The sequence below is a fragment of the Salegentibacter agarivorans genome, from assembly GCF_900113135.1.
GTDB lineage: Bacteria > Bacteroidota > Bacteroidia > Flavobacteriales > Flavobacteriaceae > Salegentibacter > Salegentibacter agarivorans.
This window is the reverse complement of the sequence record NZ_FOOH01000034.1, coordinates 1-15,523: the sequence shown is the minus strand read 5'-3', so window position 1 is coordinate 15,523 and position 15,523 is coordinate 1. Positions and strand designations below refer to the sequence as shown.

General features: G+C 36.4%; 14 protein-coding genes. 11 read left to right on the top strand and 3 right to left on the bottom strand.

The features are described 5' to 3' along the window. Positions 1 to 158: 158 nt before the first annotated feature. Entirely contained in the window at positions 159 to 2,045 is a 1,887-nt protein-coding gene (gene htpG / locus BM084_RS17540; RefSeq protein ID WP_093306358.1) for a molecular chaperone HtpG, read from the top strand. A gap of 183 nt (positions 2,046 to 2,228) precedes the next feature. Here the strand turns inward: htpG and BM084_RS17535 are convergent, their stop codons facing one another. Next, complete coding sequence (locus tag BM084_RS17535; RefSeq protein ID WP_093306355.1) at positions 2,229 to 4,442, bottom strand: tetratricopeptide repeat-containing hybrid sensor histidine kinase/response regulator; 2,214 nt, start codon at positions 4,440 to 4,442, stop codon at positions 2,229 to 2,231. Between the two features lie 578 nt (positions 4,443 to 5,020). On the opposite strand from BM084_RS17535, the gene BM084_RS17530 reads away from it, so the two are divergent. After that, positions 5,021 to 5,380, top strand: a complete 360-nt coding sequence (locus tag BM084_RS17530) for a DoxX family protein (protein ID WP_093306353.1) — start codon at positions 5,021 to 5,023, stop codon at positions 5,378 to 5,380. 2 nt (positions 5,381 to 5,382) lie between these two features. Further along, the gene (locus BM084_RS17525; protein ID WP_093306351.1) at positions 5,383 to 5,967 is read left to right on the top strand and encodes an alpha-ketoglutarate-dependent dioxygenase AlkB family protein; all 585 of its coding nucleotides are present in this window, start codon (positions 5,383 to 5,385) and stop codon (positions 5,965 to 5,967) included. A gap of 55 nt (positions 5,968 to 6,022) precedes the next feature. On the opposite strand, the gene BM084_RS17520 is transcribed toward BM084_RS17525, so the two are convergent. After that, positions 6,023 to 6,805 (bottom strand): S1/P1 nuclease, encoded by a 783-nt coding sequence (locus BM084_RS17520; RefSeq protein ID WP_093306349.1) that lies wholly within the window; start codon positions 6,803 to 6,805, stop codon positions 6,023 to 6,025. A gap of 160 nt (positions 6,806 to 6,965) precedes the next feature. Between BM084_RS17520 and BM084_RS17515 the strand changes: the two genes are divergently transcribed. The 8 genes from BM084_RS17515 (at position 6,966) to mqo (ending at position 15,044) form a co-directional block, all read left to right on the top strand. Next, positions 6,966 to 7,826 (top strand): SPFH domain-containing protein, encoded by an 861-nt coding sequence (locus BM084_RS17515; RefSeq protein ID WP_075326019.1) that lies wholly within the window; start codon positions 6,966 to 6,968, stop codon positions 7,824 to 7,826. A gap of 7 nt (positions 7,827 to 7,833) precedes the next feature. Continuing rightward, complete coding sequence (locus tag BM084_RS17510) at positions 7,834 to 8,784, top strand: alpha/beta hydrolase family protein (RefSeq protein ID WP_093306347.1); 951 nt, start codon at positions 7,834 to 7,836, stop codon at positions 8,782 to 8,784. 1 nt (position 8,785) lies between these two features. Beyond that, positions 8,786 to 8,956: a type II toxin-antitoxin system antitoxin gene (locus BM084_RS17505; protein WP_075326017.1), complete on the top strand. Its 171-nt coding sequence runs from the start codon at positions 8,786 to 8,788 to the stop codon at positions 8,954 to 8,956. Continuing rightward, a complete protein-coding gene (locus tag BM084_RS17500; protein ID WP_093306345.1) occupies positions 8,956 to 9,765 on the top strand; it encodes an HAD family hydrolase in 810 nt (269 codons plus the stop codon). Before BM084_RS17505 ends, BM084_RS17500 begins: the two co-directional genes overlap by 1 nt. A 74-nt stretch (positions 9,766 to 9,839) precedes the next feature. Continuing rightward, on the top strand, positions 9,840 to 11,105 hold the full coding sequence (locus tag BM084_RS17495) for a DUF819 family protein (protein WP_075326015.1): 1,266 nt from the start codon (positions 9,840 to 9,842) through the stop codon (positions 11,103 to 11,105). Between the two features lie 143 nt (positions 11,106 to 11,248). Then, a complete protein-coding gene (locus tag BM084_RS17490) occupies positions 11,249 to 12,004 on the top strand; it encodes a DUF4369 domain-containing protein (RefSeq protein ID WP_093306381.1) in 756 nt (251 codons plus the stop codon). 168 nt (positions 12,005 to 12,172) lie between these two features. Further along, complete coding sequence (locus BM084_RS17485; RefSeq protein WP_093306342.1) at positions 12,173 to 13,447, top strand: L-lactate MFS transporter; 1,275 nt, start codon at positions 12,173 to 12,175, stop codon at positions 13,445 to 13,447. 94 nt (positions 13,448 to 13,541) lie between these two features. After that, positions 13,542 to 15,044, top strand: a complete 1,503-nt coding sequence (gene mqo / locus BM084_RS17480) for a malate dehydrogenase (quinone) (RefSeq protein WP_093306379.1) — start codon at positions 13,542 to 13,544, stop codon at positions 15,042 to 15,044. A 278-nt stretch (positions 15,045 to 15,322) separates the two neighbouring features. Here the strand turns inward: mqo and BM084_RS19310 are convergent. Then, the coding region (locus tag BM084_RS19310) for a hypothetical protein (protein WP_218152259.1) at positions 15,323 to 15,523 on the bottom strand (201 nt) is incomplete at its 5' end.

The following is a 15,523-nucleotide window of genomic DNA, read 5'->3' as shown; positions in this document are numbered from 1 at the left end:
TGTTAAAAATATCTCTGCCTATTAAAATTGAATTTCAGCAGTTTAGACGAAATGATATTTTATTAATTACAGGTTATGTCAGTTTGTCAGCGGAGTTTTAATGGTATTTTTTTTGACTATAGGTAAGCAACAATAAATAGTATTAAAAACGAAAATATATGGCAACCGGAAAAATTAATGTTTCTGTAGAAAACATTTTCCCACTGATAAAGAAATTTCTTTACAGTGATCACGAAATCTTTCTAAGAGAATTGATTTCTAACGCAACAGATGCAACTCTAAAGCTAAAACACCTTACCGATATTGGGGAAACCGATGTAAAGTACGGTAACCCGGTAATTGAGGTTAAAGTAGACAAGGAAGGAAAGAAACTTCACGTTATAGACCAGGGTGTTGGAATGACGAAAGAAGAAGTTGAAAAATACATTAACGAAGTAGCTTTCTCTGGCGCTGAGGAATTCCTTGAAAAATATAAAGATTCGGCTAAAGACAGCGGAATTATTGGCCATTTTGGACTTGGCTTCTATTCTGCCTTTATGGTGGCGAATAAAGTAGAAATCATTACCAAATCTTACAAAGATGAACCTGCAGCGCATTGGGTTTGTGAGGGAACAACCGAGTTCACACTTGGCGATGCCGATAAAAAAGAGCGAGGAACCGAAATCATTCTTCATATAAATGAAGAAGATGAAGAATTTTTGGAAGAAAACAGGATCCAGGAATTATTGGTGAAGTATAACAAGTTTATGCCTATCCCAATTAAATTTGGAACAAAAGAAGAAACTTTGCCACTTCCGGAAGATGCTCCTGAAGACGCCGAAGCAGAAACCAAAACGGTAGATAATATTATCAATAACCCTGAACCGGCGTGGACTAAGCAACCAAACGATTTAGAAGATAAAGATTACAAAAGTTTTTACCGTGAATTGTATCCAATGCAGTTCGAGGAACCTTTATTTCACATTCACCTTAATGTAGATTATCCGTTTAATCTTACCGGGATTCTTTATTTCCCTAAGATGACGCAGGATATGAATATTCAAAAGGATAAAATTCAGCTTTACCAAAACCAGGTTTATGTAACCGATAATGTTGAAGGAATTGTTCCTGAATTTTTAACGATGCTTCGCGGGGTTATAGATTCTCCAGATATTCCGTTAAACGTTTCCCGTTCTTACCTACAGGCAGATGGTGCTGTGAAAAAGATTTCCAGCTACATTACCCGTAAGGTAGCCGATAAATTGAAATCTCTTTTCAATAATAATCGTGAGGATTTTGAGCAAAAATGGAACGATATTAAGATCGTTATTGAATACGGAATGCTTTCTGAAGACAAGTTCTACGAAAAAGCACAGAAGTTTGCACTTTACCCAACGGTAGAGAATGAATACTTCACTTTTGAAGAACTTCAGGAGAAAATAAAAGTCAACCAAACCGATAAAGATGGAAACCTGGTTGTGCTTTATGCTTCTAATCAAGACGAGCAACACAGTTATATTGAGGCAGCTAAAGCCAAAGGTTACAAAGTGTTGTTATTAGATTCTCCAATTATTTCTCACCTGCTTCAAAAAATGGAAGGTGAAAAAGAGAAAATCACTTTTGTTCGTGTAGATTCAGATCAGGTAGATAACCTTATCAAAAAAGACGAAGAGAAGATTTCAAAACTTTCTGAAGAAGAAAAAGAGAAATTAAAAGGAGACTTTGAAAAAGTAATTCCGAAGGAAAAATATACCGTACAACTGGAAGCTATGGATAGTGATGCTGCTCCTTTGTTAATCACACAACCGGAGTTTATGCGCCGAATGAAGGAAATGCAGCAAACCGGTGGCGGTGGTATGTTTGGAATGGGGAATATGCCAGAAATGTATAACCTTGTGGTAAATACCAATCACCCGTTAATTTCTGATATTCTAAATACCAAAACCGAAAAGAAACAGGAACGCTTAATCAAGCATTCTCTGGATCTTGCGAGATTATCTCAAAACCTGCTTAAAGGGGAAGAGTTAACCAATTTCGTAAAACGTAGTTTTGATATGGTAAAATAATTTCCTTGAAAAGGAAAATTTAGAAAGGTCTGGAAAGTTGATTTAATCGTCATCCTGAACTTGTTTCAGTATCTAAGATGTTAGAAGCTGAAACAAGTTCAGCTATACGGTAACAAGACTTTCCAGGCTTTTTTATTTTATATGATTAAGCTTTAATACAAAGGGAAAGTTTGCCAATAGACTTTAATTCCTTGAGCTTGTCTCTAAATTTGCGTTTAGGTTACGCTTTATGGTTTGGTAGAATCGTTCTATATCATAAGGTTTTACGATAATATCATTCATTCCGGCTGCGAAGATTTCATTTCTTACTTCTTCAATTTCTACTGCAGTAAGTGCAACAATGGGTACGTCTTTACTCAGGTTTCTAATGCGCTGGGTAGTTTCCATACCATTAATTCCCGGCATATTTAGATCCATTAAAATAAGGTCAAAATCCATGGCAGTAACTCTTTCTATAGCTTCTACCCCATTGCCAACAACCACGCATTCAAAATTCTGTTTCTCTAATATGCGTCGCGTTACTACCTGGTTTATCCGATTGTCATCTACAATAAGTATTTTTTGTTTTTCTTTTAGATTATCCAAATATACTTCGTGCGCAAATCCAACTTTTTTTGTTGAAGATTTATCTTCTTTAAGGCTTAAACTAAAACAAAAAACAGAACCTTCTCCTTCTTTACTTTTTAAATGAATTTGAGATTCAAATAACTGTAATAGGCGTTTTACTATAGGCAAACCTAAGCCGGTTCCCTGGTAATTATAATTTGAAGGTTTAAGCTGAGAAAATTCTTCAAAAATTAATTTTTGTTTGCTTTTTGGAATACCAATTCCGTCATCTTTTACTTCAAAATAGATTATTGCTCTATCCTCTACCTTAGCCTGTAACTCTACATTTATATAAATGTTACCATTTTCGGTAAACTTCACCGCATTTCCCACCAGGTTCATTAAAATTTGAGAAAGCCTTACAGGGTCTCCAATAAGATTTTGGGGTACGTTTTCATCTATATTATAATGTACCTTATTCTTGTTCTGGAGTCGTGTAAACTCAAAAGTATTTACAATACTTAATATTAATTCATGAAGATTAAATGGAACATTTTCCAGTTTTACCTGTTTAGATTCCATTTTATTCATTTGCAACACGTCGTTAATTAGCGCCAAAAGATAATCGGCTGAGAATTTTAAGGATTTTAAATCGCTTTCGTGTTTCTTCAGGCTTTTATCATCCAGCAATAACGAGGTAAGTCCTACTACCCCATAGAGCGGGGTTCTTAACTCGTGACTTACCGTAGAGAAAAACTGGCTTTTTAGCATAGATAAACGCTCTGCTTCTTCTTTGGCCGAAAATAATTCGCTGTTTTTATTTTTTAGTTGGGAAATTAGCTTTTTCCTTGAGTTGTTATTTCTAACAAGCAGGATTATAAAAAATAACATCACGATTAAAGAAATAATCATGATGATGGAATTTTGCTGAGATTTGGCAATTACCTCATCTTTATACTTTTGCTCCCTTTTGGCTATTTCAAGATTTTCGCGATAGCGCTTGGTTTCAAACCGCGCCTGCGCAGATTCCATTTGTTCTAGCTTTTCCTTTTCATAAAGTTCAGCATCATATTCTATATATTTATCTAACGCGTTATAAGCTTCTTTAAATTCGTTATTTTTAAACAAAGCTTCAGCATAACCATCATAAGCCGTTACCGCCTCATAATACAGGGAATCTCTTTCAGCTATTTTAATAGCTTTTTCATAATATTTCTTAGATTCTTCTAAATTCTCTTTTCCTAAATAGTAGGTTCCAAAAAGGGACGCAACCTGGCTTAGCATATAAGGATCTTTGATATCTTCTACCAGTTTCTCGACTTGTACTAGATAGGGAAAAGCTTCGTCATACTCTTCTAAATATAGATGCGTCCAGCCTTTATTCATAAGCGGTGTGGCTCTACTATCTGCATCTTCAAGGTTAGACGCAGCTTTTATCGCTTTATCGTAATATGCAAAACCCTGGTCTATAGTTTGCTTATTGGAAGTAAACATATTACCAAGATTGTTGTATGCCCACCAAAGTAAAGTATCGTTCTCTACAATTTTAGCATACTTAAGCGCGTTCTCATAACTTTCTTTAGCCCTAATAGTATCATACAATTCATCGTACGTAATTCCCAGGTTATTATAGCCGTGGTAAAGGTGGTAGTAATCTTTTTCTTCCTCGGCAAGCTCAATTAAGTTCAGGGAATAATCAATGGCCTTGTTATATTCATAGGAATACATGGCATCTGTAGATAAGTCTAGTAGTTCCTTAATACTATCACAGCTTTCACTTTCTTTAGACTGTGAGAAAGCAATGCCGGATACCAGGGAAATTAGTAAAACAGAAATGTACTTTATACTCAATTATTTTCCTTGTTAAGTTCTTACCCAGGGGCTATAGACTATGTTAAATTAACTTTTTTTTAATATTTGACCAACCAATAGTTCCCTTAATTTTAGGATTCATCTTAAAACGGTAAAAGTTTTGTAAAAAAGATATTTTCTGAAAACCCTATTTTCTTTTAAAAAGACCAATAATATTAAATACCCATCTTTTTTAAGACAGATTAATTTAGTGCTGAAAATTCCCAATTTATTAGCCTTACTTTCTAAGACTGAAACTGTGTAGAGATTAGAGAAAGTTCCCTTTTTATTGAGGAAACAATCTTGAGCTATATAACCTATTCCAACACGCGGCTTCGATTTAACGAGCCGTTGTAGCGAACAAATTATTTAATGTATGAGACAAACCTCAGGGCATATTAATCTCAATTATCTAATAAAAATAGCAGGTAATTATGTTTCAATATAGATTAAGTTAGGTTGTAAATTGGGAGCCGAAAATTACTCTATTTTAGTGAATTACACAAAATTTTTAATACCTAGCGGTATTATTATTATAATTACACGCTCTCATAAAAATATATTTTTATCTTTAAATTATGCAATATCCCTGGCACCTTTACCTAATGGGCGCGATGTACATCGTAGCCGGTATTATTCACTTTATAAAACCTCAAATGTATATGCGAATTATGCCGCGATATTTACCGGCGCATAAACCACTGGTTTTTTTAAGCGGATTGGCAGAAATTTTTCTGGGTTTTCTACTCTTTTTTTCTGAAACCAAAGACCTGGCCATCTACGGGATTAATTTAATGCTCCTAGTTTTTCTACTTGTACATTTTTATATGCTTTCTTCCAAAAAAGCCGGCGCGGACATCCCAAAATGGGCTTTAATTTTAAGAATACCGTTACAGTTTTTTCTAATGTACTGGGCCTGGTTTTATTTACAATTTTAAAGATGAAGTCTAAAATTTTTAGCTTGCCACAAGCAGAATTAGAATATTTCCCCCATTTTCTTAATACTGAAAAGGCCAATTTTTTATTCGAAAAATTGCTGAAGGAAGTTTCCTGGCAACAGCAAAATATTAAACTCTTCGGCAAAGAAATTCCGCAGCCACGTTTAACCGCTTTTTTTGCTGAAAAAGGAATTTCTTATACCTATTCGGGCTTACAGTTAAAACCCGAAACTTTTTCTTCAGAAATTTTAGATCTAAAACAACAAACCGAAGAAGTTTCCGGCTTTGAATTCAATACCTGCCTAGCAAACCTTTATCGTGATGGAAACGACAGTATGGGCTGGCACGCCGATGATGAACAAGTTTTAGGCAAAAACCCCCTAATTGCTTCTATAAGTTTGGGCGGCGTTCGTAGCTTTCAGTTTAAACATAAAACCAACAAAAACCTGAAAGAAAAAATTGAACTTCAGCACGGCAGCCTCTTAATTATGAAAGGCATTATGCAACATTATTGGAAACACCAGCTGCCAAAAACCAAAAAAGATGTTTCACCCAGAATTAATCTAACTTTTAGACAAATTCAATAAAAAAAGCCATTGTAGAAGTTTCCACAATGGCTTTTTTGAATGTTTTGGAATCAAATTATCCGTAAATCTCGTTTAATATTTTTGCCAAACGAATTCCGCCTTTTTGCAATTGCTGCAAAACAGTAGGCAGGTGATGATACATATATTCATAACCTAATTTCTCCCCCATTTCAACTGAATTATAAAGCTCGCTTGCCATTTCACCAGACTCATACACCCAATCTATAACTTCTCCTTCTTCAATAGCTTTAATTTGAGCTCTGCTTAATTGTTTGGTATTTACTGCAAGCTCTGTATAGCTCATTTGGTAAGAATCTATCATCTGGCTATCCCAAACCCGGTGAATGTTAGATCCCTCGTTATACCAACGAACCTGCACATCATTACCGCCTTTATCGGCAGCTCTTCCCACGTGAAAAGGTTGGTGAAGGTCCCCTACAAAATGAACCAGCATTTTCAGATAAAACTGCCTGTCTTCTTTTGAAGCATTTTCATCTTTTAATACCTTTTTACATTTTAAAATAGCCTGGTAAAGATCTCCTTTTGGGTTGGCGGTTTTCTCATCATATTGAGTTTGTCCTTCGGCTAAATTCACATAATGCCAGGGGCCATATTGCCTAAAATCTGGATCACTTTTAATATCATCGGCATAATTCGCCACAAAGGCCAAACTTTGGCCGTTTAAAATTTTATCTATTGCTTTTTTAGCTTTCTTATTTAAATAATTTTCGGCGATTTCTCCAGTAGCCCTGTGCCCGGTTTTCCCCCATTCATTATCATTAGAGAAACCGGTGTTTCCAATTATAACCAACAAAGCAAATAGCAGTAATTTTTTCATTTATTGAATTTTTAAAGATTAAGAAGATATAGGTGAATCTCCTTTAGATTTTCGGCAAATATAGCGAAGCCCAAATTTTTAATATGTTAAATTTTTCTCAGTTAAGAATTAATGCAATATATTTATGATATCATTTTAATATCAACCAATTTTAAATATTATGACTCAGGAAAAAGATCTCCATGCTTCAAACGGCTATATTATGTTGTTTGTTTTTCTATTATTATTCTTCGGAAGTATTATCGGATTTATTATTTTAAATAATGCGTGGTTTATTTTGGGAATCATTATCTCGCTTTTTATCCTACCCGGGCTAATCCTGGTAAATCCAAATGGCTCCAGAGTGCTTTTACTCTTTGGTGATTACAAGGGAACGGTTAAAAAGAACGGACTCTTTTGGGTGAACCCATTTTACACCAAAAAGAAAATTTCTTTAAGGGCCCGAAACTTTGATAGCGAGCGCCTAAAAGTGAACGACAAATTAGGAAACCCGGTAATGATAAGCACCATCCTGGTTTGGCGCGTTCGTGATACCTACAAAGCTTCTTTTGATGTAGATAATTATGAAAATTTTGTGGTGGTACAAACCGATGCTGCAGTTAGAAAACTTGCCAGTCTCTATCCTTATGATAATTTTGCAGATGAAGGCTTAGACGAGGATATCACCCTGCGTTCCAGCGTAAACGAAGTAAGTGACGCCCTGGAAAAGGAGCTCGAAGAACGTTTAAATATTGCCGGAATTGAAGTTTTGGAAGCCAGAATTGGTTACCTGGCGTATGCTAATGAGATCGCCAGCGCAATGCTTAAACGCCAGCAAGCAACCGCAATAGTTGCCGCCCGTCATAAAATTGTACAGGGTGCAGTGGGAATGGTAGAGATGGCGTTACACCAGTTAAGCGAAAAGAATCTTGTAGATCTTGATGCCGAAAGACGTGCCGCTATGGTAAGCAATTTAATGGTGGTACTTTGTAGCGATAAAGATGCAACGCCGGTGGTAAACGCGGGCACTTTAAATCATTAGAAATTGTATGAGAAATTCAATCCTCAGCTTATTCCTAATTTTCTTCGGAAATTTTATTGTCTCCGCACAAGAAAAGACATTTACCGAAGAAGAAATTACGGTAGATAAATTTACCGATGGAACCCTTACATCTCCTTCGGAATTTGAAAATCCATCACTGGTAATTTTCATTCAGGGTTCGGGGCCTACAAATCGTGATGGGAATTCTCCCGAAGGGATGAATAATAAAAGTGATTTTGCTAAAAAAATAGCACACGAATTAGCAGCTGAAGGAATTGCAAGTTTTAGATTTGATAAACGTATTATGAAAGCGAAGGAGTTAAATTTAGATTCACTTTCGTTTGAAGATCTTATACTGGATGTTGAAAATATTTTAATTCATTTTAAAAAAGACAGAAATTTCAGCAATATAATTATTGCCGGGCATAGCCAGGGCTCTTTAATAGGCATTTTGGCTTCAAAAAATAATGCCGATGCCCTTATTTCTATTGCCGGTGCGGGAGAAAGTATAGACAATATTCTGGCTGCACAACTTTCGGCTCAATTACCTCAGCTTAAAGATGATATTGAGCAAGCCCTCAAGGAGATAAAAGAAAATGGAAGTAGTTCAAATTACCCATCAATATTAGGTTCATTATTTAGTCCTCAAAACCAGGCTTTTTTAGCCTCCTGGATAAAATATGATCCTGCTGAAGAAATTGCAAAACTGCAAATTCCGGTTTTGATTATAAACGGAACAAATGACGCCCAGGTAAAGGAAGAACAGGCTGAATTACTGCATACAGCAGCCGAAAATTCAGAATTAGTTCTATTGGAAAATATGAACCACGTTTTTAGAAAAGTGAATTCTAAAGATTTGACTAAAAACTATCAAACTTACAATAATCCTGAATTACCATTGCATCCCGAAATAATTCCGGTTTTAACCGATTTTATTAAGAATCTGGAAAATAAATAAAATGAGTAATAAAAAAGCATTCGCCCTACGAGTTGATGAGAAGATGCTGAAAGCCATTGAAAAATGGGCTGCTGATGAATTCAGGAGTACCAATGGGCAGATTGAGTGGATGCTAAATAAAGCCCTAAAAGAAGCAAAACGTCACCCAAAAAATAAAAAAGAAGAAGAATAATGCAATATAAGATCGTTTTTTCAGACATAGATGGAACTCTACTAAACCACGACCGGGAATTATCTCCCAACACAATTTCAACAATAAAAAATTTAAAAGACAGTTTACCATTCGTACTTATTTCAGCCCGAATGCCAGCAGCAATGATACATTTGCAAGCCGATCTTGAAATAAAAGAACAACCTATTATTTGTTATAACGGCGGATTAATACTGGTAGATAGGAAAGCTATAAGTTCTACTGAAATTTCTTTAAATACGCTGGAAAATCTTTCTGATTTCAATAAAAGTATGAACTGCCATTTAAGTTTATATAATAGTGACGAATGGTACGTTCCGCAATACGACCAGTGGGCTGCTAGGGAAGAAAATAACACCAAAGTAAAACCCGAACTTAGATCTAATCGCGAAGTAATTTCAGAATGGAAAAAAGATAACAAAGGAGCTCATAAAATTATGGCAATGGGAGACGAAGCCCATATTGATAAAATTAAAGATTATTTATCAGAGAATTTTCCTGGAGAACTTCATTTATACCGTTCTAAACCCACATACCTTGAAATTGCCAATAAAAAGATTTCAAAACTTACGGCTATTAAATTTTTATTGAAAAATCATTTCAATCTAACGCCAGAGCAAAGTATTGCTTTTGGAGATAATTATAATGATGTAGAAATGATTAAAGGCGTAGGAATGGGCGTTGCCGTGGGTAATGCTAGAAAAGAAGTTTTGGAAGTTGCTAATATTGTTACCCAAAGCGGAAAGGAAGATGGCGTAGCCAATAGCCTAAAAGAGTTGTTTCAAATCTAACAGAAGGATTCCCGTAATTCTTTAAGAAGAGTTTAAGAAAAATTGTATTTTGGCGCCGCTTATAAAAATTTCCTATGGAAGATACTCCCGTTTTTACCAATGATGCTATAGTCTTTGGACTTTTAATGCTCGCTTTGGGTTTTGTGTTTTATACCTCTTCGAAAGAAGCTGGTTTCTGGAAAAAATTCTATGGCATTGTACCGGCTCTTTTAATGTGCTATTTAATTCCCGCAATCTTTAATTCCCTGGGACTTATAGACGATGGTACTTCTCAACTTTACTATGTAGCCAGTAGATTTCTATTACCGGCTGCCCTTGTTTTAATGACTTTAAGCATAGACCTGAAAGCAATTTTTAACCTGGGTCCAAAAGCCTTAATTATGTTTTTTGCGGGTACGGTAGGAATTATTGTAGGTGGGCCGCTAGCTATTCTAATTGTTTCCGCTATTTCTCCAGAAACCGTGGGTGGTGTTGGTCCCGATGCTATTTGGCGAGGTCTCTCTACCATTGCCGGTAGTTGGATTGGTGGTGGCGCAAACCAGGCTGCTATGCTGGAAATTTACGAATACAACCCCGATCTTTACGGCGGAATGGTCTTAGTAGATATTGTAGTAGCCAACCTCCTTATGGCAGGACTGTTAATGGGAATTGGTAAAACCGAAAAAATTGATAAATGGCTAAAAGCCGATAATTCAGCAATTACAGAACTTAAAAACAAAGTTTCTAATTATGCTGAAAGTGTAACCAGAAATCCCAACCTACCCGATTATATGATTATGCTGGCCCTGGCCTTTGTAACGGTGGGAATTGCACACTGGGGAGCCGATGAAATTTCGGTATATCTATCTTCAAATTTTGAAATTTTTAATGATAGTAAAAGTGCGCTTTCATCCTTTTCCTCTTCCTTCTTTTGGATGATTACCATTGCTACCGCAATTGGAATAGGGCTTTCGTTTACACGATTCAAAACCTACGAAGGTGCTGGAGCAAGTAAGTTAGGCAGTATTTTTATTTATATTTTGGTAGCTACCATAGGTATGAAAATGGACCTTGGGATGGTATTTGATAATCCGGGACTAATTGGTATTGGTCTTATTTGGATGTCTATTCACGTTATTTTCCTCTTTGGTACCGCAAAACTCATTAAAGCACCTTACTTTTTCCTCGCTGTAGGAAGTCAGGCTAACGTTGGTGGTGCGGCCTCGGCCCCTGTGGTAGCTGCGGCTTTTCACCCTTCCCTGGCAACCGTGGGAGTTTTATTAGCCGTGTTTGGATATGTAGTTGGAACCTATGGAGCAATTCTTACTACTATTTTAATGCAAATCGCCGCCGGGAGTTAGTTTAAAATAGAAAATTATAAGATATTTGCCGCCTAAATCAGAAACCTGAAACCAGCAAGTTGCTGGAGACTAAATATGGGAGTTCGCAGGATGAATTATTAGCTTGTGATAAATTCCCACTACCAGAGAAAATTATAAAACAAATGAAAAAATTAAGCATTCTTTTATTGGCTATTACCGCCCTTACTTCCTGTAATAATAAAGAAAGCAACTTAATAGTAAATGCCAATATTGAGGGCCTAAAAAAAGGAACCGTTTATCTTCAAAAGATAGAGGATACTCTAATGGTAGATATGGACTCCGTAGTGGTTAATGGTGATGCCAATATTAGCCTGGAAGCTTTTATAGAAAGCCCACAGGTAATGTACCTCTATCTTAAAAAAGTTGATAATTCCCAATACGACGACCGTATAGACTTTTTTGCTGAAGAGGGAGAAGTAACTATCAATACAACTTTAGAGAATTTTGTTACCGATGCTGAAATAACCGGGGCAAAGAACCAGGAAAAATTAGAAGAATATCGCACAATGATGCAACGCTTCAACGATAAGAACCTGGAACTTATTCAGCAAAACTTTGAAGCCCAACGCGATGAAAACGAAGAACAGCTGATTGACGTGAATAAACAATATGAAAGTTTACTTAAACGTAAATATCTTTACACCGTTAATTTTGCGATTAACAATAAAGACCTGGAAATAGCTCCTTATCTGGCCCTTTCTGAAGTTTTTGACGCTAATATTAAGTATTTAGATACCATCTATAAATCTTTAGAGCCAAAGGTGAAAAAATCCATGTACGGAAAAGAATTGAAAGATTTTCTTGAAGAAAGACGGGAGGAAGAAGAAGCAAGCGAAAGTGTTGAGCCCGTAGAAACTGAAGAAAACGATATTAGTTAATTCAGCGACTTAACTTAATAATCTTAATGCCCGAAATTAATATTTTCGGGCTTTTTTATTACCTCATTAATAATACTGCCGCCAATTCATTTATATTTCCGCAATAAAAACTTATACTTGTTATCCTATTCAATTTAATAACAATATAACCTTGCAAAATTCTTTAAAATGATTGCTCCAACCAAAAACCGATGGCTTATTGCCGCTTCGGCAGTTTTTATTCATATTTCAATAGGTGCTGCTTACGCATACAGTGTTTATACCCAACCCCTTGTAGAAACCAAGGGCTGGTCTATGGCATCGGTTACCACCGCCTTTACCATAATGATGGTTCTCGGTGGAGGATCTGCTGCATTATTCGGAAAATTTGTAGAGCGAAGCGGCCCAAAAAAATCGGCTATGCTGGCCGCAGTTTTATTTGGTTTAGGCCAGGCGGGATCGGGATTTGCTATTTCAATGGATTCATTAACAGGATTTCTACTATCCTATGGTTTATTAAGTGGACTCGGCCTTGGAATTGGTTATATAGCGCCCGTTTCAACCTTAGTAAAATGGTTCCCAGACAAAAGAGGTTTAGCCACAGGAATGGCTGTTCTGGGATTTGGAACCGGAGCTCTGGTAACTGCTCCTGTTGCAGCGAGTTTAATAGAATCTATAGGAATTAGTACTACTTTTTACATTTTAGGAGCCTCTTATTTCATTTTAATGATGCTTGGCGCTTCTTATATCGCACCACCGCCAAAAAACTGGATGCCAACGGGAATGGAAGCAGCGGTAAAAGCCGGAACCAAAAAAATAAAAAGAGATCTGTCGCAAGCTACGTCTGGTGAAGCTGTTAGAACCAAGCATTTCTGGATGCTTTGGACGATGATGCTTATAAACACCAGCGCAGGAATTATGATGATTTCTGTAGCCTCGCCAATGGCTCAAAATATCGTTGGACTCTCAGCCGGTGCAGCAGCTACTATGGTAGGAATTATGGGAATTTTTAATGGCGGAGGAAGATTAGGTTGGGCTGCAGCTTCAGATTATATTTCGCGCCCTAAAGTGTTTATTATTTTCTTTATAATTCAGCTCGTTGCTTTTATCACCCTGCCCATTATTACAAGTGCTCTTATTTTTCAAATATTTATTTTTCTTGTAGTAAGTTGTTACGGTGGCGGATTTTCTAATCTCCCGGCATTTATTGGCGATCTTTTTGGCACAAAAGAACTTGGAGCAATTCACGGTTACTTATTAACTACCTGGTCTCTGGGCGGACTTATTGGTCCCACCCTGGTCTCACAAATCTATACCCGTACGGGAAGTTATATTCCAGTTTTCTATGTTTTTACTGCTTTAATCATCGTGGCATTAATTATTAGTTTAGTGCTAGACAGAAGTGTAAAAAAAGTTAGAACCGAGCATAAAGAACTCGAGTATAAAACCTCAACATCTGAGTGAAATATTACCATAGATTAATTAAATCTCCCGAGCTTTAATATTTCATTGGGTAAGATTGGTTTGGTATTTTTCTAAGTTTGAGAAAAACCAGGCTATGAATCAAAAAGTACTCAAAGAGAATAACTACGATCTTATTTGTGTAGGTGGCGGTATAATGAGCGCTACACTCGCTTTAATGTTGAAGTTAATAGATCCCAAAATCAAAATAATTATTTTTGAAAAGCTGGGCGAAGTATCTCAAGAAAGTTCTGGCGCCTGGAATAATGCCGGTACCGGGCATTCGGCACTTTGTGAACTTAATTATATCCCAGAAAATGCTGATGGTAGCATAGATATTAGTAAAGCTATCGAAATTTTTAGTCAGTTTGAAAACAGCAAACAATTTTGGGCCTACCTGGTAGACCAAAAACTTATAAAATATCCTGAAAACTTTATTCATTCGGTTCCACATCATAGCTGGGTGCAGGGAGATGATAATATCAATTTTCTTAAAAAGCGATTTGAAGCGCTTGTCCAAACGCCAATGTTTGAAGAAATGAAATTTTCTGAAGATCCAGAGAAATTAAAAGAATGGATTCCCTTAATTGCGAAAGGCCGTGAGAATGAGAAAATGGCTGCAACGCGAATGGAAATTGGCACTGAAGTTAATTTTGAAGCACTCTCACAACAATATTTTAAAGTTCTGGAAGAACAATTTAATGTACCGGTTTTAAGAAATACCGATGTTTTAGATGTAGATCCCGATGAAACCCTGGAATGGACGGTAGAAGCTCAAAATCTAGACTCAGGGAAAGTTACATATTATGATGCCGAACATGTTTTTATAGGTGCCGGTGGCGGCGCATTGCCATTACTTCAAAAAGTAGAAATAGAGGAAAAAGACGGGTATGGTGGATTCCCTGTAGATGGCCAGTGGCTGGTTTGCAAAAACCGGGAAGTTATAGACCAACATTGGGCTAAGGTTTACAGTAAAGCAGGACCAGATGCTCCCCCAATGTCTACTCCTCACCTTGATACGAGATATATTAATGGAAAGAAGGAATTACTTTTTGGGCCCTTTGCTGGTTTTACTACTAAATTTCTAAAAGAAGGTTCTAAATTAGATCTCCCAAAAAGCATAAATAAAGAAAATATTCCTTCTATGTGGGGAGTTTTTTGGTATAATTTACCGCTTACAAAATACCTGATGAAACAAATCACCATGGACCATTCAGACCGAATGGAAGATCTTAGGGTTTTTATAAAAGACGCCAGGCCGGAAGACTGGGAATTAAAAGTAGCCGGAAAACGGGTTCAAATTATAAAAAAGGATGAAGAACAGGGTGGAATTCTGGAATTTGGAACCGATGTAGTTCACAGCAAAGACGGTACTATTACCGCTTTACTGGGTGCGTCGCCGGGAGCTTCAGTAGCGGTTTCTATTATGCTGAATGTAATTAATATTGCTTTTCCTGAGAAAATAAAATCTGAAAAATGGCAGGAAAAACTTTCAAAGATGATTCCTTTCTGGAATAAAGAAATTGAAGAAAATATAACTGAATTTAAAAAAGTACAGGCAAATTCTTCTAAAAAACTTGATTTGGAGGTTTTACATTAGATAGCCACAATAAGTTTAACCAGAATATTTCAGTATAAAACAAGCTATAATAAAAGCCTGGCCACACGTCAAGCTGAACTTGTTTTCAGCTTCTAACATGTTTTGATTAGTTACAACCTAGATCCCCGATATAAAATCGGAGCAGGCTCTGAAATAAATTCAGGATGACGTTTAAAGGATTCCATAATCAAGTAGGGTGAAGATAATAAATATTTGAGCATTTATTATCTTCATCCCTCTTCCAGAACCGTGCATACGGGTCTCGTACACGGCTCATGTTAAATCTTATTCAGTACTGTTTGATAGTACTGATGCAAAGTATTCCCTTCAACTGTGTCCATTGCGTACAACCCTAATTCTGAGAAGTACTTATTGGGCAGGGCATAGTGTATTAAATTGGTGGAGGAGTTTCTCCATCGGGTTACCGATATCTTAAGAAAATTCCCCTTATAACCCATACGCCTTAGTTGTCGGTGAAG